Source organism: Gilliamella sp. Nev6-6 (assembly GCF_001690605.1).
In the GTDB taxonomy this organism is placed as follows: domain Bacteria; phylum Pseudomonadota; class Gammaproteobacteria; order Enterobacterales; family Orbaceae; genus Gilliamella; species Gilliamella apicola_C.
Genome location: NZ_LZHP01000070.1, coordinates 24,878 through 47,298, shown reverse-complemented (window position 1 = coordinate 47,298; position 22,421 = coordinate 24,878). Strand labels below are relative to the sequence as shown.

The 22,421-nt window shown below is 34.8% G+C and carries 22 protein-coding genes; 8 read left to right on the top strand and 14 right to left on the bottom strand.

Features of this window, described 5'->3' with window-relative positions; genetic code table 11:
* Nucleotides 1-469 precede the first annotated feature (469 nt).
* From A9G42_RS08645 to A9G42_RS08635, 3 genes are all read left to right on the top strand, one after another.
* The gene (locus A9G42_RS08645) at nt 470-1,210 is read left to right on the top strand and encodes a hypothetical protein (RefSeq protein WP_065653204.1); all 741 of its coding nucleotides are present in this window, start codon (nt 470-472) and stop codon (nt 1,208-1,210) included.
* A gap of 630 nt (nt 1,211-1,840) precedes the next feature.
* Complete coding sequence (gene nifJ, locus A9G42_RS08640) at nt 1,841-5,383, top strand: pyruvate:ferredoxin (flavodoxin) oxidoreductase (RefSeq protein ID WP_065653203.1); 3,543 nt, start codon at nt 1,841-1,843, stop codon at nt 5,381-5,383.
* 276 nt (nt 5,384-5,659) lie between these two features.
* Nucleotides 5,660-6,847: a pyridoxal phosphate-dependent aminotransferase gene (locus A9G42_RS08635; protein ID WP_065582882.1), complete on the top strand. Its 1,188-nt coding sequence runs from the start codon at nt 5,660-5,662 to the stop codon at nt 6,845-6,847.
* Nucleotides 6,848-6,924: 77 nt separating this feature from the next.
* On the opposite strand, the gene A9G42_RS08630 is transcribed toward A9G42_RS08635, so the two are convergent.
* The 4 genes from A9G42_RS08630 to zapB all read right to left on the bottom strand — a co-directional run bounded on the left by A9G42_RS08630 (nt 6,925) and on the right by zapB (nt 10,403).
* Nucleotides 6,925-7,464, bottom strand: coding sequence for a C40 family peptidase (locus tag A9G42_RS08630; RefSeq protein ID WP_082212072.1), 540 nt, complete (start codon nt 7,462-7,464; stop codon nt 6,925-6,927).
* Nucleotides 7,412-8,770, bottom strand: coding sequence for a GTPase/DUF3482 domain-containing protein (locus tag A9G42_RS08625; protein WP_065653202.1), 1,359 nt, complete (start codon nt 8,768-8,770; stop codon nt 7,412-7,414). Before A9G42_RS08625 ends, A9G42_RS08630 begins: the two co-directional genes overlap by 53 nt.
* Before the next feature lies 1 nt (nt 8,771).
* The gene (locus A9G42_RS08620; RefSeq protein ID WP_065653201.1) at nt 8,772-10,076 is read right to left on the bottom strand and encodes a DUF2868 domain-containing protein; all 1,305 of its coding nucleotides are present in this window, start codon (nt 10,074-10,076) and stop codon (nt 8,772-8,774) included.
* A gap of 81 nt (nt 10,077-10,157) precedes the next feature.
* Complete coding sequence (zapB, locus tag A9G42_RS08615) at nt 10,158-10,403, bottom strand: cell division protein ZapB (RefSeq protein WP_065568020.1); 246 nt, start codon at nt 10,401-10,403, stop codon at nt 10,158-10,160.
* A 100-nt stretch (nt 10,404-10,503) separates the two neighbouring features.
* On the opposite strand from zapB, the gene tpiA reads away from it, so the two are divergent.
* Entirely contained in the window at nt 10,504-11,268 is a 765-nt protein-coding gene (gene tpiA, locus A9G42_RS08610) for a triose-phosphate isomerase (RefSeq protein ID WP_065582885.1), read from the top strand.
* A 273-nt stretch (nt 11,269-11,541) separates the two neighbouring features.
* On the opposite strand, the gene A9G42_RS08605 is transcribed toward tpiA, so the two are convergent.
* The 4 genes from A9G42_RS08605 to corA form a co-directional block, all read right to left on the bottom strand.
* On the bottom strand, nt 11,542-11,964 hold the full coding sequence (locus A9G42_RS08605; RefSeq protein ID WP_065653200.1) for a YcgN family cysteine cluster protein: 423 nt from the start codon (nt 11,962-11,964) through the stop codon (nt 11,542-11,544).
* Nucleotides 11,961-12,209: a YcgL domain-containing protein gene (locus tag A9G42_RS08600; RefSeq protein ID WP_176700479.1), complete on the bottom strand. Its 249-nt coding sequence runs from the start codon at nt 12,207-12,209 to the stop codon at nt 11,961-11,963. The genes A9G42_RS08605 and A9G42_RS08600 overlap by 4 nt, the downstream gene beginning before the upstream one ends.
* 25 nt (nt 12,210-12,234) lie before the next feature.
* Nucleotides 12,235-13,194, bottom strand: a complete 960-nt coding sequence (locus A9G42_RS08595) for a glucokinase (RefSeq protein WP_065653199.1) — start codon at nt 13,192-13,194, stop codon at nt 12,235-12,237.
* A gap of 207 nt (nt 13,195-13,401) precedes the next feature.
* A complete protein-coding gene (gene corA / locus A9G42_RS08590) occupies nt 13,402-14,343 on the bottom strand; it encodes a magnesium/cobalt transporter CorA (RefSeq protein ID WP_065568016.1) in 942 nt (313 codons plus the stop codon).
* 219 nt (nt 14,344-14,562) lie between these two features.
* On the opposite strand from corA, the gene A9G42_RS08585 reads away from it, so the two are divergent.
* The 3 genes from A9G42_RS08585 (at nt 14,563) to A9G42_RS08575 (ending at nt 15,877) form a co-directional block, all read left to right on the top strand.
* Nucleotides 14,563-15,084 carry a single-stranded DNA-binding protein gene (locus A9G42_RS08585; protein WP_065653198.1) on the top strand — a complete coding sequence of 174 codons (522 nt, stop codon included), beginning with the start codon at nt 14,563-14,565 and terminating at the stop codon, nt 15,082-15,084.
* Nucleotides 15,085-15,460: 376 nt separating this feature from the next.
* A complete protein-coding gene (locus A9G42_RS13945) occupies nt 15,461-15,619 on the top strand; it encodes a hypothetical protein (protein WP_179854635.1) in 159 nt (52 codons plus the stop codon).
* A 45-nt stretch (nt 15,620-15,664) separates the two neighbouring features.
* Nucleotides 15,665-15,877, top strand: coding sequence for a hypothetical protein (locus A9G42_RS08575; RefSeq protein ID WP_065653197.1), 213 nt, complete (start codon nt 15,665-15,667; stop codon nt 15,875-15,877).
* Nucleotides 15,878-16,561: 684 nt separating this feature from the next.
* Here the strand turns inward: A9G42_RS08575 and A9G42_RS08570 are convergent.
* Nucleotides 16,562-17,629 (bottom strand): beta family protein, encoded by a 1,068-nt coding sequence (locus A9G42_RS08570; protein WP_065653196.1) that lies wholly within the window; start codon nt 17,627-17,629, stop codon nt 16,562-16,564.
* A gap of 930 nt (nt 17,630-18,559) precedes the next feature.
* The gene (locus tag A9G42_RS14335; RefSeq protein WP_065582891.1) at nt 18,560-18,691 is read right to left on the bottom strand and encodes a transposase; all 132 of its coding nucleotides are present in this window, start codon (nt 18,689-18,691) and stop codon (nt 18,560-18,562) included.
* Nucleotides 18,692-19,002: 311 nt separating this feature from the next.
* Between A9G42_RS14335 and A9G42_RS08560 the strand changes: the two genes are divergently transcribed.
* A complete protein-coding gene (locus tag A9G42_RS08560; protein ID WP_065582892.1) occupies nt 19,003-19,665 on the top strand; it encodes a MarC family NAAT transporter in 663 nt (220 codons plus the stop codon).
* Nucleotides 19,666-19,687: 22 nt separating this feature from the next.
* Here the strand turns inward: A9G42_RS08560 and A9G42_RS08555 are convergent, their stop codons facing one another.
* The 4 genes from A9G42_RS08555 to lpxK are packed head-to-tail and all read right to left on the bottom strand — an operon-like array spanning nt 19,688 to nt 22,362.
* A complete protein-coding gene (locus A9G42_RS08555; protein ID WP_065653195.1) occupies nt 19,688-20,380 on the bottom strand; it encodes a DUF2461 domain-containing protein in 693 nt (230 codons plus the stop codon).
* A 3-nt stretch (nt 20,381-20,383) separates the two neighbouring features.
* Entirely contained in the window at nt 20,384-21,148 is a 765-nt protein-coding gene (gene kdsB / locus A9G42_RS08550; RefSeq protein ID WP_065568010.1) for a 3-deoxy-manno-octulosonate cytidylyltransferase, read from the bottom strand.
* Nucleotides 21,149-21,165: 17 nt separating this feature from the next.
* Nucleotides 21,166-21,351, bottom strand: coding sequence for a Trm112 family protein (locus A9G42_RS08545; RefSeq protein ID WP_065653194.1), 186 nt, complete (start codon nt 21,349-21,351; stop codon nt 21,166-21,168).
* 3 nt (nt 21,352-21,354) lie between these two features.
* Nucleotides 21,355-22,362: a tetraacyldisaccharide 4'-kinase gene (lpxK, locus tag A9G42_RS08540; protein ID WP_065653193.1), complete on the bottom strand. Its 1,008-nt coding sequence runs from the start codon at nt 22,360-22,362 to the stop codon at nt 21,355-21,357.
* Between the last annotated feature and the right edge of the window lie 59 nt (nt 22,363-22,421).

Genomic DNA, 22,421 nt, shown 5'->3' with positions numbered 1-22,421 from the left:
AATTAAATTGAATTCTGTTGGAAAGCGAAATAGGTTTAATTCTAGCCAAAAAATGGGCAAATGCCACTTCTATGATATAACTAACAATCATAGAAGAACATATTATGTGTCAAAAAATTTAGCGCAGAGTTTAAACAATAGGCAGTGGTTTGATATTGCTTTATCCACTTATCTAATGCGGATTTAGTGATGTCATATTCAGTAATAATATTTGTTTATTTTTTAGCATGTTGATATAGAATCATCATTTGTTTTTTTATTGGTAAGTAAAACGGCGTTTTTTTCTTCTTGAAATGCGATTTGTCATGGGTGATTTCTTTTGTTTTTTTGTTTATCGTAACAATAACCTGATAAAACGGGTACTAATTAGTATAGCCTGTCCAAATATTTTGGTGAGGATCAATCAGATAGATAGTGAAATAAAAAGATGTTATGTAAATAAAAATGACTTAGAAAGGAGGCTTTTTGGGTGGTGAAAAAGGTAATAGCTCCTGAACAGGAAAAATATGATGTTATATATGAAAAAATATTATTCAATAAAATAACGGAGGCATTTTCTTGGCGAGAGCGTCCGAAAGAGATGTGGGAATTAGGTCCAATAATGATGCCAGATGATGAAATAGCGCTAAAACAATTTTTGGGTAAGAATTGGCAAGATATTACTCTTGATATATACGTAAACTATGATGATGCTTTATTTTTATTTACTCCATCAGCCTATGCTTATTATTTACCTGGGTTACTTATTACTTCAGCTAAAGCTATGGATATAGCTATAGCTGAAGATGAAGCTATAGTTAGAGCTGAGGCTGAAGCTGAGGCTAAAGCTATAGATATAGCTTTAGGTAGAACTAGAGCTAAAGTAAGAGCTAAAGCAAGAGCTATGGCTAGAGCTGAGGCTTTAGCTAAAGCAAGAGTTATATGGGATAAAAAAGCAAGAATTAAAGATCTTATAGATAAAATCGTATTTTGGATTATGGATTTTGAAAAAATACTGTCTGAGAGCCATCTATTTGAACGCTGGGCAACATTAACCATTGAAGAATATTTAGCAGTTAAAGCTTGGCTAATATGGATTACAAGAGAAGATACATATCAAGATGATGAAGATATCTATCAAAATGATGAAAGTGTTTGTCAAAATGATGTAATGAATTCTTTAATTAGCCTAGACAAACTTATTGACCTTGCTAAGCAACGAGAAAAATGACGCTGTAAATAAATTTATGTATTTGCCTATTTTTGAACTAAGCGAATGAGTAAAAATAAGTAGATACAAAATGGATAAAAAAGCCTAAGAAAATGGCAGTTGAGTAGTTACACATAGGATGAGAGTATTCAAAATTCTGTGTCATTTCGGTTAACTAGGTGTAAAAAAGGAAATGACACAGAATATTGAACACTCTTGGAAATAGGTATCACCAGCTTGTAGTATATCGGTTACTTGCTTATCTGATATTTTGTCAATCAATTTGGCTATTGCTTTTGTTTTTAAAAATCTATATATCTACCCATAACATATTGATGAATTTTAGCATAACATATCTAAAACATATCAACGTCATTCTATTAATGATTACCTTGCGCTTTTATGCTCATTATTTTCTATTCTTATTTTAGTTTTTTAGCTTGCTGATATCATTTTTATAATCGTTATTTAGTTATATATTAATTTAATTAATTGAATTAATTAATTTTGTCTTTTTATGTTTTTATTTTGTAAGGCAATAGCAAAATGTTTAACATAAAAATAACTAAAAGCTATCTTAGTTTCTGTTACAATATATTAATAATTAAAAAGTTAGTAATGTCATAACGCTATAAAATTAAAGGTTTTTTAATGATCATATCAGATGCTAATAGTGCAGTGTCATCTGTTGCTTATCGTGCAAACGAAGTCATCGCTATTTATCCAATTACGCCAAGCTCAACAATGGCAGAACAAGCTAGCACATGGGCGGAATTTAATAAGCCCAATGTATTTGGTGATACGCCACGAGTAATTGAAATGCAATCCGAAGCAGGCGCAATTGCTACTGTTCATGGTGCATTAATGACAGGTGCGCTTGCGACTTCGTTTACTTCGTCACAAGGCTTACTTTTAATGATCCCATCGCTATATAAAATAGCTGGTGAACTTACACCTTTTGTTTTGCATGTTGCTGCACGAACAGTTGCAACGCATGCCCTTTCAATTTTTGGCGATCATTCTGATGTCATGGCAATTAGGCAAACTGGTTTTGCCATGCTTTGTTCAAGTTCGGTGCAAGAAGCACAAGATTTTGCCTTAATTGCACAAATGGCCAGTTTAAATAGTCGTGTTCCTTTTACTCACTTTTTTGATGGATTTAGAACATCGCACGAAGTTAATAAAATCTATCCACTGAGTGATGAACAGATCCATAACTTATTACCGCATAAGGCTATTAAAGCTTATCGAGCACAAGCTTTAACGCCTGACAAACCAGTAACACGCGGTACATCAGCTAATCCTGATACCTATTTTCAATGCCGAGAAGCAATAAATACCTATTATGATAATGCTTATCAGCATGTTGTTAATGCTATGGATGCTTTTGCAATAGAAACAGGCAGAAGATATCAGCCTTTTGAATATTACGGCGCTAGTGATGCCGAACGCATTATTGTGATTATGGGATCGGGAGCTAGCACCGCCAAAGAAGTGGTTGATGTGCTACTTAAACAAAATGAAAAAGTTGGTGTTGTGATCGTTAGATTATTTCGCCCTTTTTCTGCCGAACATTTACTTGCAGTGATCCCAAATACTGCCCAAAAAATCGCAGTTCTTGATAGAACTAAAGAACCAGGAGCGCAAGCCGAACCTCTGTATTTAGATATTATTACTGCTTTTGCCGAAAGCTTATCACGTGGAGAGCGCACATGCATGCCACTGATTATCGGGGGGCGTTATGGGTTATCGTCAAAAGAGTTCGATCCTCGCTGTGTACTTGCGATTTTTACTGAGTTAAGAGCGAATAAGCCAAAACCTCGTTTTACCGTTGGTATTTATGACGATATAACAGGTCTTTCTTTACCATTACCAAACTGCTCTATCCCACAAAAATCTGCACTTGAAGCTCTTTTTTATGGGCTCGGTAGTGATGGCACCGTTTCAGCAACCAAAAATAATATTAAAATTATTGGCGATAGCTCACCTTTTTATGTACAAGGGTATTTTGTGTATGACTCTAAAAAGGCTGGCGGTTTAACTACATCTCACTTACGTGTCAGTTTAGATCCAATCGATTCACCTTATTTAATTACCAGCGCCCATTTTATTGGTTGCCATCAAGATCAGTTTATCGATAAATATCAGATTGTGGATAAACTAAAAGATGATGGCATCTTTTTGCTTAACACACCCTATAGTAAAGATGAGATTTGGCATCGCCTACCCAAAGAAGTGCAAGTACAATTAATTCAAAAACGCGTACATTTTTATATCATAAATGCGGCCAAAATTGCTCGTGAATGTAACTTAGGTGCCAGAATAAATACCGTCATGCAGGCAGCATTTTTTCACCTTGCTGAAATTTTCAAAAATGATTTTAATATCAGCCAATTAAAAGAAGTCATTGCTAAAAGTTATAGTAGTAAAGGGCAAAATTTGGTCGAAAATAACTGGAAAGCACTGGATTTAGCTATAGCCTCACTTGAGCAAATTCCTCTTAGTTGCGTTGATCAAAGCAGTGCCATGATGCCACCAATTGTGCCAGCTAACGCGCCTAATTTTGTTAAAACAGTCACTGCCGCTATGTTAGCTGGTTTGGGCGATAGCTTACCTGTATCAGCATTTCCACCTGATGGCACATGGCCGATCGGCACAACTAAATGGGAAAAACGTAACATTGCTGAAGAAATTCCTATTTGGCAACCCGAACTGTGTACCCAATGTAATCATTGTGCTGTTGCTTGCCCACATGCTGCCATTCGTGCAAAAGTTGTTGCGCCCGATGATATGGCTAATGCACCAGACTCATTAAGCTCGCTTGAAGTCAAAGCCCGTGATATGAAAGGTCAACGCTATGTGTTGCAAGTTGCACCAGAAGATTGTACAGGCTGTAACTTGTGTGTCGAAGTTTGCCCTGCCCGTGATCGCAATAATTTTGCAATTAAAGCCATCAATATGCAATCACGTATCGACAATATTGATACTCAGCGAGCTAATTTTGAATACTTTACCGCATTGCCAGATCGTGATATCAACACGCTTGAACGCATTGATGTACGTACATCACAATTACTTACACCACTATTTGAATATTCTGGTGCTTGTGCTGGTTGTGGTGAAACACCATACATTAAATTGTTAACGCAACTTTATGGCGACCATTTAGCGATTGCTAATGCCACTGGGTGTTCATCCATTTATGGCGGTAATCTTCCATCATCACCTTACACTACTGATAATGCTGGTCGTGGGCCCGCTTGGGCAAATTCGCTATTTGAAGATAATGCTGAGTTTGCATTAGGTTATCGCATTACTTATGATCAACATAAAAAACGAGCATTGCGTTTGCTTGATTATGTTGCAGGCGACATTTCACCTGAAATTGTTATCGCTTTAAAATCATCAGAAACATCAATTGCTGAAAAACGCCAACAAGTCGCCTTGTTACGTGAACAGCTTGCCCATTTAGGTTCTGCGCAAGCACAAGAATTGATCGAAGATGCCAATTATTTGATTGATAAATCAGTTTGGGCCATTGGTGGCGATGGCTGGGCTTACGATATTGGTTTTGGTGGGCTTGATCATGTGATGAGCTTAACGGATAACGTCAATATATTAGTATTAGATACTCAGTGTTATTCTAATACTGGTGGCCAACAGTCAAAAGCTACCCCTATGGGCGCTGTATCAAAATTTGCAGATTTAGGTAAGCATAAAGCCCGTAAAGATCTTGGTGTTAATATAATGATGTATGGTCATGTCTATGTCGCACAAATTGCGTTAGGCTCGCAACTTAATCAAACACTTAAAGCTTTGCAAGAAGCCGAAGCCTATAATGGACCATCGCTAGTTATTGCTTATAGCCCGTGTGAAGAGCATGGTTATGATCTTGCTAAATCACACGAACAAATGAAAGATTTAGTTAAGTCAGGATTCTGGCCGCTGTATCGTTACGATCCACGTCGCATGGCTGAAGGCAAGCCAGGTTTATTACTTGACTCAAAAGCACCGAATAGCGATTTATTATCTGGGATATTATTGAAAGAACAGCGTTTCCGTCGTTTAGAAACACTTGAACCAACAATTGCTAATACCTTACATGAACGTTCAACTAAAATGGTGAATTCTAAATATAAATTCTTACAGATGCTGGCAACCTATTCAGACATAGAAACACCCGCAGAGAGTTAAGCGTTATTATCCACGAATAGTTGGTAACATATCCCTCAAAGAACCGTTGATGATAACGGTTCTTTCCCTCGCTCTTTTTTGCGCAATAAAGCGCCAGATTAGTGCACGCTTAAATCATCATGATGCACATAATGTAGATGTTAAACAAGAATAATCATTATTTTATTATTTTTATCTCACAAAGTGCTTCCTTTCTCGTGCTTGTTATAAACTTGGTATTATTTTTGCATAATTCATTATTGACCACATAAAAAACAATTAAAAATGAGGTGAATCATGGTGTCTAACTTACATATCAGTAGAAGAAAACTATTAACATTTTCAAGTGCAGCAATTGCAGGATTATCCGTTAATCAGCTATTATCTAAAGCGTATGCTCAACAAGCACAAAATTCGATTTCATTCTCACTACCGATGCTTGATAAAGCAGTAGTGCCAGATGCAACTAGCCCTGTTCGGCTCAATTTTAACGAAAATGCGCTGGGCATGTCATCATCAGCCAAACAAGCAGCCATTGATGCCGTTTGGAAAGCAAATAGATATGCAAAAGCTGAAATGCCACTTTTAAATAAAGCATTAGCTCAATACCATCAAGTAAGTGATACACAAATTCTTTTGACAGCAGGTTCATCAGAAGGGATCCGTAGCACTATTTCTGCTTTTGTAAAACCTGATGCTCAATTAGTGATACCCGAACTCACCTATAGTGATGGTGAACATTTTGCCAAAATATTTCATTTAAAAATCACTAAAGTGCCATGTTTAACCGATTGGAAAATTGATATAAATGGTTTAAGAAAAGCGGTTGAAAATTATCAAGGATTTTCTATTGTTTATTTAGTTAATCCCAATAATCCTACTTCTACTGTATTTGGCATAAATGAAATTGAATCATGGATAAAAAGTAAACCTAAAAACACCATTTTTATTTTCGATGAAGCTTATGCCGAGTTTGTCAATGATCCAGCTTTTGAATCAGCAGACAAATTTATTACCCAAGGGTATGAAAATATTATACTACTTAAAACATTTTCTAAAATTCATGCAATGGCTGGATTACGAGTAGGTTACATTGTCAGTACAGAAGAAAACACTAAAAACATAGCCCAGTATGTAGCAGGCGAAAAGCTTAATTATTGTGGAGTTTGTGCGGCATTGTCATCACTAAAAGATACTCAATATTTGGCTTATTGTAAAAAAGTAATTGATGTATCACGTGAAATCATGGAAAAAGTATTGTCCGAGCTTGGATTTCATTATCTTAAATCAGAAACCAATTTTATATTTCATAAAACCCCTATTGCATTAAATGATTATCGGGAATTAATGAAACAAAAATTTATATTAGTTGGCCGAGATTTTTTCCCTGCCACTGATTGGTGTCGTATATCACTTGGCACTCCAGAAGAAATGCTTTATGTAGCAAAAGTAATGCGTGAATTAAGACAAAAATCAATGATTTAATTATAGAGGAAAAGAATAAAATAACATTAAAGCACTCTAAATAGATTGAATTTAGAGTGCTTTAATTTCATATAGATTTAGCTTTTGCTAGTTATTAAACGGCGTGCCATCCAATAATGCTTCTTCCAGTAACTATCATTCAAGCTTGAATAAATCACACCTTTTGATGTTGAAGCATGTAAAAATTTACCATTAGCATAATAAATCCCAACATGTAAACCACTGCGGCTACGGCCTGTCTTAAAGAATACCAAATCACCTGCTTTAGGCTTATTAACTTTAACACCTAATCGAGCTTGCTCAGCAGCACTTCTTGGTAAGTTTTTTGACAGTTTGTTTTTGAAAAAATTCATTACCAATGCAGAACAATCACTACCTGCTAACGTGGTGCCTCCATAACGATAGGGTGTATTTTGCCATTTTTTATAATGGGAGTCTATTTTAGCTAACATAATCGAATCAGATTTAGTTTTCTTGCCTGAAACCTGAGGTTGGCTAGAACTACAGCCAAATAGCATAAAAATAGACAAAACAAATGTAATTATTAAAAAACATTTCTGCGTGCTAATGCAACTGCTCAGCAACGTTCCTAATAGTCGATTGCCATTTTTTATCATTTCTTTTTGTTCCTTTATTTAAAGTCGACCAATGCGAATAACGTCTAGCTACCTTTAAACTTTTAGGCAACACACCTTTTTCCCATTCTTGCTTGTCTAATTTTGATAACTTAATAGGAGATGTGTTCGCATGGCTTCGATAATTTAAACTTTCTTTAAGATTCATAAGCCTTAAAGAAAAAAAACAAATAATCACATCATCAATACTTAATTTTCTATACCCAGAAAGCTGATATCGCATTCTAGAGCCATAATGTTTAGCTGTTTGCATTAAACTACCAACAGCGCCTCCAATTAAAGCTGCTGAGCCAAGTGTAATTCCGCCTGTAGCTAAATCGATGCTTGCCCCAATAGTTGCACCTGACACAAAACCTTTTGTCAGATGTTTGCTCATCGTTTTTAGCGCATCTATATTAAATAGATCGGCATTATAACGACCTTTTATTAAAGGTAAATGCTCTTCACTCTCTAGTACAGAATTGAATTGATAAAGTTTTAACAATTCGTTTATTGCTAATTGTTCCCGTTTTCTTACTTGATTTTGCATATCTACAATAGCTTGTTTGTCATCTGATTTTACCATTTTATAAAAAGCAGTGACATCAACTAATGCTTCTGCGATAATCAAATTGGCACTGTGATTGCGAGATTCGCGCATTTGCACAATGTGATCTAGCCATTGTTCTAAAATAACCTTTGCAGGTTCAATTAATAAAGCTAGGCTTTTGTACAGCCGCTCCTCACCGTCTATGGGGGACACTATAGCATCAAACTTTATGATAGCATGAATCCCCACACGTGAAAGCAATTTTTTCCATTCCTTTTCATTTTTTTCCTCATGGGCAGTAAAATTTAGCACGGCTAACAATGGTTTATCACCGCTTGCTAAAATAGCCAATTCATCATGATATTTAGCAAGAATAGGTTCTCGCACATCAATAACATATATAGCTGCATCACTTTTTAATAACTGCCTAATGACCTTGGCTTCTTGATCAAAAGAATTTTCTGCTTCAGGACTTTGTAAAAAATTTGTTAATTTATCAACGCCATCAAGCCTACTATTTGCTGGCGTTATTTGATTAATGTAATCATATAATGCCAAGCTGTCTTCTAATCCAGGCGTATCATAGAAAATGATTGACTTTTGCTTATCTAAAGGCACTTTAATAGACTCAACATGTCGAGTTGTTCCAGGTTTATCAGAAACATCACCAAAGCGACTATTCCGAGTTAAAGTTCGTAATAACGAAGTTTTACCTACATTTGAATGCCCTACCACAGCTAATTTTAATGTTGTTAACATGTTAAAATTCCTCGTTTAACCATGTTGGTGTAGCTGATTGTAGTGATAAATCCTGCCAATTATTAAGTTGCTTACCTTGATTAATAAACCAAATTCGGTTTTGTTGTGATTTATTCATCAATTGATCAATTAAATTTAACATTCCCCTATCAGGAGCCCTATCAGTATCAATAGCAATTAATAATTTTTTAGCTGGCGATAATTGTAAATAATCTAAAATGTTACGGCGTTGCTCGCGTGTATTTAAAAAACCTAAAAAAGTAACTGAATCTGGTGGAGACCAATCTTCCTGTATGTCAATGGCGACCAAAAAAGCGCCTTGCCCATCTTCTATAAAGTGGTTGGTTAAGTGAGATACCTTATCTTTTCCTTTACTATCCGCATCTTCAACATTAACTAACAATGGTTGTAAGTCATTAGCTAATAATTGGTAACAGGCAGTTTGAGTATTTAATTTAATTTGCCGACAACTTATTACCCAGTTAAGCCCACAAATCACCATACAGAGCAATCGAATGATTAGCCCATAAACACAAAAAACCCCAAGTAGCCAAATTGCCCATGCTGAACGTGCGTCACTGGTATTTAATGCTTGTTCACTGAGTCTTATAATATCATTGTTTGGAATGGTAAAACCGATTAAAGAAGGCAACCAACCTAAATAATGAGTTAAATTAATAATAGCATCCGAACTCAGTAATGTTGTTTTCCATTCAAATCGATAATGTTGAGTTGAAAATAAAACAACTAATACTAATAGCGCACTACTTAATATAAGGGTCCAAAAAAGATTGAGAACAAAACCAATTAACCAACGGATACGTACACCAAATAACTCAACAAAAGCGGGAATAAGCTGTTGTACTGTCTTTTTCTGAGAAAATTTTTTAGTCAGCCATAGCCAACAATAAACAAGTAAACTACCACCAAGATTTGAAAAAAAGAAAAAAGAAAGTAACCAAACTAATAAGGTAACTAAATGCATGCCTAATAAGCTAAAAATAGCCCAATTCAAATTAACCGGATCTTGGCTTAAAGCGCCAAAAGCCAAGGTTGCCCCAAATATAGTGGATAAAAAAAGTAATATAATAAAAGAAAGTTTTGCTGCACGTAATAATGTTTTTTGCGCTGAAAGCAAACCATTTTCTTTAGACAACATGACAGCACGCATCACAATACGATTAGTAAGTGATGTCTGCATCGCTCTTACTTGTCTATTAATATCTTGATCTGCAAACCGCCCAGATTCGTTTTCAATTAAATGAATAGTCTGAGTGATCCATAATGATTTTAGCTCTTCTCGCATTAAACTTAAGTTTCGTCATAGCATTTAGTAAAAAATAAAACAAACGCGACATAAGTCGCGTTTACAGGTAACGTAGCTAACTTATTGGGTAATTTCACCTATTTTAGTTAGTAAAGTCTGAATGCGTTGTTGCCACATTTGTTGATCTTGTTTTAGTTTGTCGTTTTCGTCACGTAACGCTTTCATTTCATCAGAACTATCATTAATCAGCTGTTCCAACTCCTGATTGCCTTGTTTTAAAGTAGCAATCTCTTGTTGTAATGTAGTGATAGTATTAACAGTATGTTGGATTTTACTCTCTAATTGATTCAATATTTCTAATGACATATTTTTCCTCAAGCTCAAATTATTTGGTGTATAATGCTAATCATTATACCGAATTCATTCTAAAATCAACACTATTTTAAACTTTAAGTTGGAGAAAATTATGCGTAAACCACTTGTTATGGGAAATTGGAAGCTCAATGGCAGTACCGACATGGCTAAAAGCTTAGTCGCAGGGCTACGAAATGAGCTATCAAATAACACGGCTTGCAATATTGCAATTGCACCACCGGTAGTCTACCTTGATTTGGTAAAACATCAGTTAGATGGCTCTAATATTATTTTGGGAGCTCAAGATGTCGGCATTAATCTGTCTGGTGCTTATACAGGTGAAGTCTCTGTTGAAATGCTAAAAGATATCGGCGTTAGTCATATAATTATTGGGCATTCAGAACGTCGAACTTACCACAAAGAATCTGATGAATTTATTGCTAAAAAATTTGGTGTAATAAAAGAAGCTGGTTTAGTCCCTGTTTTATGCATTGGTGAAACAGAAGCAGAAAACGAAGCTGGACAAACACAAGCTGTTTGCGCTCGCCAAATTGATGCGGTAATTAAAGCGCTTGGAGTTCAAGCATTTAACGGCGCGGTTATTGCTTATGAACCCGTTTGGGCAATTGGAACTGGCAAATCAGCAACTCCAGCACAAGCACAAGCTGTTCATAAATTTATTCGTGACCATATAGCTAAACAAGATGCTAAAGTTGCTGAGCAAGTAATCATTCAATATGGTGGTTCTGTTAATGACAAAAATGCCGCTGAACTATTTACTCAACCAGATATTGATGGAGCATTAGTTGGTGGGGCATCACTAAAAGCAGATGCTTTTGCAGCAATTGTTAAAGCCGCTGAGCAAGCTAAAAAATAAACCTCATATATAAGAAAAATATATAAGAAAAGGCATTTATTGCGCCTTAGCTCATTGTTAATAGACCTCGATATAATTCGAGGTCTATTTATTGATGCCTTTATTTCTACTGAGGACTAAATTAATTACTTCTTATTGAGACTATCTGTCTGATTTTTAACAACAAGAAATCACTTTAGGTTATTAACAATCCATACCAAATTGAGTATAGAAATACCTATTAAAAACGCAGGTTTAACCACAGTTTTAAGAAGGCAATAATGCTGGTCTGTATTAGATAATGTGATCTTCCCAACAGATCACATCTTTTTCGTAAACAATGCGATTTTTAACCGATATTTTTAGCTTATGCATAAGCTTCTTATTGCCTGTAATAAGTGGGTGCCAATCAGGTAGCGTGCCTTTTTCAGAAAAATAACGATACGTGCAAGTAACAGGTAACCATTCGATAGTAAGTAAATTTTCACGTGTTAACTTAATACAATCTGGTTCATAATCAAAGCGATTATAATAATGTTTACACTGACAAGTATTAGAATCAAGCAAATTACAAGCTACGTTGGTGTATAAGATTTCGTCCGTATCTTCATCCATAAGTTTATTCAGGCAACACTGACCACAACCATCACAAAGTTGTTCCCACTCTTCGTCGCTCATTTGCTCTAACGTTTTATATTCCCAAAATGGTTCAATCATACTTTAAAATCATCTTCTTTTAACATCTGCAAGAAAAAGCCATCTGTTTTTATTTTTTGTTCGATTTCATCTGAAGTGCCAACAACAAAACGTCGTTTGCCATCAAGTAATACTTTCATCACAAATACTGGTGTACCAAAAATCGAAAGTATCTTATCTGGAATGCTTGAAAAGTTATTTTCATGTTCCATATATAAATAACAGTTTTCTTTTTTGGTACTTCGATAAATATAACACCACATCATAAAATAAAACCTTATCAATAAATCTTTATTTAAGACTATTTTGCAAATAAACACCTGCACCCAATAACCCAGGATCCTCATGAGTTATTACATAAACGGGGATTTTTTTGACTAAATATGACATTCGGCCTTTACGCTCAAATGCCTCTCTAAATGGTGATGCTTTAAAAAACTCAATAAAACGCGGTACAATCCCTCCAGCAATATAAACCCCACCTTGTGTATTAAGTGTTAAAGCCAAATTACCACCAAACCGACCCATAAAGGTACAAAAATAAGTTAAAGTTTGCAAACAAAGTGGGCAACTATTTGATAAAGCTTTGTTGACAATAATGTCAGGTGTCACCTCTTCTATAGGTTTATTATTAATATGTAACAAAGCTTGATAAATATTAACAATACCACTGCCTGAAAGAAACCGTTCGGTCGAAACTCGCCCAAATTTTTTTCTTAGTTGAGCTAAAATACGATCCTCTTCATCACTAATCATCGGTAGCTCTGTATGCCCACCCTCACCAGATAAACTAACCCAGCGTTGGTTAACTTTGATTAAATGAGAAACACCAAGCCCTGTGCCAGCGCCATAAATTGCAATTGGATAATTTAAATCAGGCTCCCCCCCCTCAATTTTAACTAATTCATTTTTCGATAATTGAGGAATCGACATTGACACAGCGGTAAAATCATTGATTACTTCCAGTTTTGTAAGGTTTAATACTCGAACCAACTCAGAACGTGAAAATGACAAATCATTGTTTGTCAGATTGATCACATCCTCGCTATCAATTGGGCAAGCAATAGCAATACAAGCCATTTTAACAGTTACTGATTGGGATGCTAAATAATCTTTGATTAATGTTAATAAAACATCATTTTTTGAGATAAGAATTTTAGTGATTGCCGATAACTTATTAGTTGTTAAATCATACAGTGCAAATCGCGCATTGGTTCCACCAATATCAGTAACTAGTGCATATTGACTCATGTTGTTCCCTCCTGTGACAAATTAATTATACTAATTCAAATAACAGTATTTATATTATCCGCTACACAAAGTGCAACAGGTAATATTATGAACTATTTATCACCATTTAACTAATTTACCTTAATGATATTACTTAGGCGAGGCTCCGCTAAGCTAAGTTAGCTTAGCGGAGAAAAAGTCTTAAAGATTATTTAAAATAACCAAGAACTACAACCATTTTTTTAGTTTAAAATAAATATAAGGTGCAACCCCCGCTAACAACATTAATAGTAACGAAAATGGATAACCATATTCCCATTTTAATTCGGGCATAAATTCAAAGTTCATACCATAAGCAGAGGCAACCACAGTTGGCGGTAAAAATACAACCGACACCACCGAGAAAATCTTAATAATTCGGCTTTGTTCTATATTGATGAAGCTAGTCGCAGCTTGCATTAAAAAGTTTACTTTTTGAAATAACGATTCATTATGAGGAACAAGCGACTCAATATCTCGAATAACTTCACGTGCTTGTTCAAGCTGATCGGTCGGCATTTTGGCACGACGAACTAAATAGTTAACCGCACGTTGGCTATCCATTAAACATAAGCGTACTTTCCATGCAGTATCTTCAAGCTCTGCCAATGAGGTAATTGCTTCATCATAATGTTCTTGTGCAGAACGATCCATAATAATTGAGCTTAGCTCTTCTAATTCACTATAAATATTTTCGATTTGATCAGCTAATTGTTCCACTTTAACTTCAAATAAATCAAGCAATACTTCATAGGGATTACCATCAATCATAGTTTGATAACGTGAGCGCATTCGGTACAAACGAAATGCGGGAAGATCACGTTCTCGCAATGTAAATAGTCGCCCATTATGCACAGTAAATGCTACTGTTGAATTGCCTGCTCGATCTTCTGCATCAGCATAAAAAAAGAAAGAGTGAACATGTAATCCTTCATTATCCTCAAAAAAACGAGCTGACGCTTCAATATCATCTAATTCAATACTCGTTGCTAAGTTTTGTCCTAAATGTGTTAAAACAAAATCACGATCGGCCTCTTCTGGCTCTATTAAATCAATCCAAGTCGCATTATTTATATCGTCTTCATTAATTTTTACTAATTGTTTGTTTTTCAACCCAAACGCATTAATCATAAGGTCTCCAGTAGGGGGAATATGTTTAGAACAATACATCAACAAATGTCGGGTATTATACTCGTTATAGTAACAAATTCCTATGATTAGACTAATGTTTCTATATCTTTACAAAATGTGAACAAAATTCCATTAATAGAATTAAATTCGCTGATATTACTATAGTCTCATGCTACAATACATAGTTTAAAATACTTATGCAATTTTTAGGAGTTAATAATGGCCAATCGAGGAATAAATAAAGTCATTTTAGTTGGTAACCTAGGTCAAGACCCAGAAGTTCGTTACATGCCGAATGGTAACGCGGTTGCTAATCTTAGTTTAGCGACATCAGAATCCTGGAAAGATAAACAAACTGGCGAAACTCGTGAGCGCACTGAATGGCATCGAGTTGTTGTTTTTGGTAAATTAGCCGAAATTGCAGGTGAGTACATAAAAAAAGGCACTCAAGTGTATATTGAAGGTCAATTACAAACAAGAAAGTGGCAAGATCAATCAGGTAACGATCGTTATACAACAGAAGTTGTTATTAACCCAATAGGCGGTACATTACAAATTTTAGGTTCTCGCAATAACAACGAAGGAGCAAGTAACGGTTCGTGGGGACAAAGTGCCAATAATTATTCATCTGCGCCAGAAGCACAATCTCGCCCAACAATGCAAGGTGCACCAACTTCAGCCCCTCAACCCGCAGCTATACCTGAGCCTCCAATGGATTTTGATGACGATATTCCATTTTAAATACTATACATAAAACACAAAGAAACCAAGAGATGCATTTAATATCAATGTGCATCTCTTTTTTTACATTTGTTTGGTCATGCTTTATGTAACAACTTCCTAAAATAGTGCAACAAAAAAGTAGAAAATTCTCTATGATAAAAGTAAAAGGGGATTTAATGATAAAAAAATGACTGAACATCAAATCGTAACTATTTTAAAAGTAGCTAAACCTTTAAAAGTAGCTGAAACCGGTATGATCCTCACAAAAAGATGAGTAAATGCCACCTCTATGATATAACTAACAATCATAAGAGGACACATTGTGGTCAAAAAATTCAGCGCAGAGTTCAAATAACAAACGGTTGATTATGCATTAGCTAATGCGCATTTTTCATTGGCTAAAACCGCTAACTATTTAGGTATTTATAAATCAACGCTGGATAAATGGCTTAGGCAACTTAATCCTAACAAAACTAGTAAACTTGAACTAACTTGTGAGCAACAAAAAATGATTGCGCTAGAAAAAACACAAAGCACTAAAAATGGCCAATGAAATGCTAAAAAAGGCGCATGTGTACTTTATCAACCATCCAAGTCGATGAATTACCAATATATGAAGCAACATTTGTTGCCATACCTATTACCGCTAGTCTGCCGTCAGTTAAAAGTTAGCGTATCAGGTTATTATGTTTGGCTAAAGCGTGAACCAAAATCAAATGAACTATTTGAGAATATCAAAGCACTTTATTGGCAACATAAAGCTCGTTTAGATGCACCAAGCTTAGTACATAATATTAGGGACAAGGGCTAGGATGTATCATAATAAAAGATTAGATTAGCTGAGCATGATAAAAATCATTCAGAAAAGCTATTGATTTTATTCAATTTTTTATTTTATAACATAATGAAAAATAATAACATTAATCTTTTTGCTACAAGCCTATCATTATGATGTGCTGACTAATACATAAAGTATATTGATAAGTATTTAGTTTGTAACTCACTCAAAATAGGCTAACAAACGTTTATTGATACCTATTCAAGGCTGGCTTTTGCCAAAGTCTATACTGAAAAAATAGTTTAATTGTAACTGATAAAACACTTCCTTTTTTTGATAGTGAACAGATACCACTATTACGCATACCAACCTAGGCACAGAATATAATGGACATAAAGGAAAGCCATGCTTATGAACTTTATCCTAACCAGCAGAGATTGAACACACCAAAACCAAAGCTTATAGCCCGCAGACGAATAGGATTTGTGAACGATTTCATAAGACAATAAACACCGAATATTACAATGTAATGTTCAGTCGTAATATTTATACTGAATTATGCATTTTTTACGCCTAAATCGTCTTGAGTTTCCATGTTTTTGGCTAGTTCAGTCACTAACTCTCTTGATTTTTTCATCCATTTTTATTCACCTATTTTTTGTACATTAGAATAAGTTAAAAATAGGCAAATACACAAATTTATTTACAGGATCAAGCTTAAGGCATTCTGGCAATAGAAGTAATATGTTGATTAATCCTTATGCCATCCCATGTTCCTGAATGACCATTATTAATGGTTTTATTTGCAATGTTATAAATTTGAGTGTCTCCCCAACTAAAATAATTACCGTGATAAAAATTTTCAGAAACAAGGCAATTAGCTAAATCAATAAATTTACTAAATTCATGGTTATTGCCCGTTTTCATTTGATACCAATTATAATTATCGTAGTAAGTTACACATGGTATTATTTGCATTCCAGAAACATATTCAATTGGAGATGTTGGGTTAGTTGCACCATAGTCTCCATAAATTAGGTTTATTCCTTGAAATGAACTTTTTAAGTTAAAATATAGAAGTAAGTCAAGATTAGGTATTACATCCCAAACATCTCGATTGGGTGTTTCAGAGTGAGGCATTGCTTCCCCAACATCTCGATTGGGTGTTTTTTGTGATGGAAATGATGTTGAGATTATTGAAACATCAATACCCTCATATTCAATTGAAAGCCTCTGTAAAATATAGTCCAATCTATTTTGAATTACATTGATATTTTCACCAACTATTGATCCTATATCGCATAATACTAGCATCTTCTTAACATCATATGATGCCGCTAATAATGCAAATAAGTTATTAATTGAGCTTTGTGACAAATCCGTTATTCTTAATGCAATTTTTTTGTATTGTCTATTTTCAAGTTTAAATAAAAATTGAAGATTATCTCTCGTTCTAGACGGTAATATACTGATAACTGGGATTAAATTGTTATTAACATTAACAATTCTTTCATAAAATTCGTATTTATGTTGAAAAGCATTAGTATGATCTAATAAACCATTAACTTGATTATACTCATCATACATATCAGGAGTAATAAAAGAAGCGTCAATCATAAATGGATAATTACCCCAATTCGGGAGAAAATTATTGAATAAGTAATCCGCCTTTAATTCTCCTCTTGTATTTATAAACGGCAGAATTTGATTTTTATCGCTGTCATACGTGTTAACTAATGCATTGATATCATTCATTCCTAATCTTAAATTTACTATATGAAACATTGTTTTCTCCTTACTTTCTAACTGGTTATATTATCTATTTTATTATATTCAAAAAACTCAAGCTGCTAGCCGTGTTTTCTTAATAGCATTGATTGGCTTAACATTACCTTGCCGTGTATGTAAAGTTGATCTAGCTCATCTTCATGTATTTTTCACGAGTCGTACAGTTTATTGTCGGATTTCACCCGAATAATATTTTTATATTACTTGTAATCGTTTGGCATATAAATTACGTATAGTAGCTCAAACTTAAACTAACGAACACCAATTATTCACCAGAATTTATTTTAACAAAATGTATGTCTAATGCACAAAATAAATTCTCCAGTTACTTTTCTTTAACTAACGCCTTTGTGTTTAGCCAAGTTTACCACAGTGTTTTGCCACAAAAATACTTGCCTAAATGCGCTCTTTCTTTATTATAAAATTTCAGCTTTTGTTTAATATCCTATTGAATTTTAGATAATTCATTATAAATCTTACATCTGAACATCACATCATAACATTCGGTTTTCATCGTTTTATAAAATTGTTCATCAATCTCATCTATCTGTTAGCTGTATACTTTGGTTTTGGTGTATTTTGCATCTTCGAAGTTAAAATAAAGTTTATAAATTAGTTTTTACGAATTATTTTCTGAAGCGCTAACACTCCGCTTTGCTTATAAACTTTTTTGAAGCGATAATAGCTATCCCCACTATACTACATCACTTTACAGGCCTGTCGCACATTTCCTAACTGTTTGATGCATTTCTGCCACGCCTTTTTTAATTATAAAATAACTCCGACTCCGATTGTTGATGAAGCACACATGCGCCTTTTTTAGAATTTCATTGGCCATTTTTAATTCTTTTTTTCCTTTTTAGTGCAATAATTTTTTGTTGCTCACTAGTTAGCTCAATTTTATTGGTTTTGTTAGGATTAAGTTGTCTACCCCCACTTATCCAGTGTTGATTTGCCTATTCCTAAATGGTTAGCGATTTCAGCTAATGAAAAGTGAACATTAGATAAAGCATAATCCACCGCTGGTTGTTTGAATCCTGCACTGAATTTTTTGACCATAATGTGTTCTCCTATGATTGTTAGTTATATCATAGAGGTAACATTTGTCCATTTTTTTGCGAGGATCACTTTCTCATTTTGTTACCTCTTATTTATATAAATTGTTTTTCTAAAGCATTTCAACCTGCGATTACGCCCTAAAAACCAGTCAGAAAAGATATTGATTTTATTTAATTTTATTTCAATGCCTTATAAAAACCAATACTGCTTTATCCTATTTTTTAGTTATTTTTAAATAACTTTATTTCGAGCATTTTTTATATATTTCAATTATACTTAGCTACAGTTTTTGTTAGATACCAAGCAAATTTATGTTAGAACTTTTACAAACTGTCGGTTTTGGTTTAATTTTATTTATTCCATTAACTAACCCATTAACCACTGTGGTACTGTTGTTAGGTTTATCGGGCGATATGACCAATGAGGAGCGCAATTACCAATCGAAACTCACGTGTATTTATGTGTTTATGATTATGGTGGTATCGTTTTATTGTGGACAACTGGTCATGAATACATTTGGTATATCAATTCCAGGATTACGCATTGCAGGCGGTATGATTGTTGGCGTTATTGGCTTTAGAATGTTATTTCCTCAGCAGCCTGCGCATAAAACGCTGGAAGCCGATGCCAAAAAGAAAGAAGTGTCAAATAATATTGCTTTTGTTCCGCTCGCCATGCCAAGTACCGCAGGACCAGGAACCATTGCCATGATAATCAGTATGTCATCAACAGTAAAAAGCGGTGGTTATGATGTTGCAACTTGGGTTATTTACTCTGCTTCAATATTAGTACCTTTACTGCTATGTATTATTCTTTGGTTCTGTATGCGCAGCGCAGGTAACATCATGCGTTTTATGGGGAAAAGTGGCATTGAAGCCACGACAAGAATCTTAGGATTTTTATTGGTTTGCGTTGGAACGCAATTTATTATCAATGGTGTTAAAGAATTAATATTAAACTTTCCTAATATCTAATATTAAAGCTCATGTTACAAAACTAAAATGTGGGTATGTTTTTAATTAGCTCAACCCGCATTAAATAATCATAAAGCGGAACTAATTGCTTAAATCCTTTAACCAATTTTTGTGGTAAATCAGCATTTAATATATCCTCAATATGATTGCTTGTCACCATAACAGCAAGATTTTTACGGTTGTACCATGTCGCTATTTGGGCATCTTGTTCTTTGATTAACGGTCGTTTATAGCTCTCACCTACAAGCTCAAATGGTCTTTTAATACAACGTGTCATCGATAAAAACTTTTTAGTATCATTAAGAATTTCTTCTCGAAAAATATCCATCGTTTTTTTGGATGAACAGTAATAGCCAAGTCCATATTGATAACTACTTGGGCTGATTTCAAAAAAATAGGCTGGTGCTTCTTTCCAACCTTGATTAGGTCGTTTAAAGGTTAACCATAAGCGGCTACGATAAAGTGATTTGTCATTTGAAAAACGTGTATCTCGATGAATGCGTGAAATGGTTTTACCTATAGAGGGTTTAGTTTCAAACCATTCATCAATTTTGAGCATTTCGGGGGTTAACTGTTCCACCAATAGCCTAAACGGTCTAATTAAATCGTTATCATAAATCGCACGATGTTCTTCAAACCATGATTTGCTATTGTTGATCCAAGCATCTTGTAAAAAATTAAGTCCAGCTGGTGTAAACCCCGTAAAGTTTGCCATTGCTTATTCCTTAAATAACGTTCTTACTTTTTCTAAATCTTCTAGCGTATCAACGCCAATTGCAGGAGGCTGTTTTGCCACAGCAACATGAATTTTTTCGCCATACCAAAGCACTCTAAGTTGTTCTAACATCTCAATTTGTTCAAGTGAAGTTGGCATCCAATTAATATACTGGCGAATAAAACCTGCACGATAAGCATAAATACCAATATGACGAAGATAAAAATCACCAATACTGGATTGTTTTAATAGATCAGTCGATTTAGCAAAACGATCGCGTTCCCAAGGAATTGTAGCACGTGAAAAATAAAGCGCATAGCCATCTTTATCGGTCACAACTTTAACAGCACCAGTATCAAACGCTTCCTGAGCAGAATGGATCGGCACGGCTAACGTAGCCATTCCTGTTTTATATTGCACTAAATTCTCAGCCACTTGATCAATAACAATAGGCGGGATTAAAGGTTCATCGCCTTGCACATTGACAATAATTTCATCATCAGCAAACTGATAGCTATTTATCACCTCGGCCAACCGTTCAGTACCAGAGTTATGTTTATCGCTAGTAAGTATGACCTCACCACCATACGCCTTGACCACATCAAAGACTTGCTGGTGATCGGTTGCAATAATGACACGATTGGCTGATGATTTTTTTGCTTGTTCCATTACTCGTACAATCATAGGTTTACCATGAATATCCGCTAGTGGTTTAGCTGGTAGGCGGCTTGATGCGTATCTAGCGGGAATAATAACCGAAAAATTCATAATTAATACCTTATTTTTTATTCTTGGTTAGGCTGTGGTCGGTTAAGCGGTTTGGCTTCACATTCAAGCAATACTGGAATGCTATCTTTGATTGAATAGATTAAATTATCAGCATAGCAGATTAACTGTTGATTATGGGCATCATATTGCAACTGACCATGGCATTTAGGACAAGCAAGTGCATTTAAAAGGATTTCTTTCATATTTTATTCTCTTTGGGATTCTATCTTCGTTAATAGCAAACAGATTTGCTCAATAGCTGGCGCTGGTATCTGTGCATCAATAGGTAAGTACCACCAATTTTGTTGGGCAAACTGCCTGCATTTAACTGCATCTTTTTCTGTCATTAAAAGGGTTTGCTGACAACTTGCCACATCATTTAATAACGACAAAGTAAATTTTTGATGATCAGCAAAAGAAACGGTTTTAGTCACATTAGCTTGCATTTTTTCCAACATATCAAAAAAGCGTTTCGGATGGCTAATACCCGCAATAGCACAAATATTTTGCAAGGATGATAATGGCTTTTTTTCTTGAGTAAGCAAGTTCACAGCATATAATGGCGCTAATTGCATTGTATAGGTTTTATGGGCATATTTCGTTGCTAAATTATTTATGCTATCACCATTTATGATAATTAAATCAACTGATTTTAAACGGCCTTCTCGCTCTCTCATTGGCCCTGCTGGCATCCACCATCCATTACCAAATAAGTGCTTTCCATCAACCACGACGACTTCAATATCGCGCTCTAATGCATAATGTTGCAATCCATCATCTGTTAAAATAACATCTAATTGGTACTGGTTTAATAATGCTTGAACAGCTTGCGAACGATGTGGAGCCACCGCGACAGGCACATTAGTGCGTTGATAAATAAGTACAGGTTCGTCACCCGCTTGCGTCGTTGTGGTGGTATCATTCAATATAAGCGGATAGTTATCAGACTTACCACCATAACCCCGTGAAACAACGCCAACTTGTAATCCTTTTTGTTTTAGTGCTTCAATTAAACCAACAACCAGTGGTGTTTTACCATTGCCACCCACGGATAAATTGCCAACAACGATAATCGGGACTGGAGAGTGCCAAGACTTAAGCACGCCAACTCGATATAAAAAGCGACGAATAAATGCAATCAAACCATATAACAAGGCAAATGGTATGAATAACCAAAATAAACGATTTTTACCATACCATAGTTTTTCAATCATAACTTTAACATCACTCAATTACATTTAGTAAAATTGTTTTATATCTTAATATCGATATA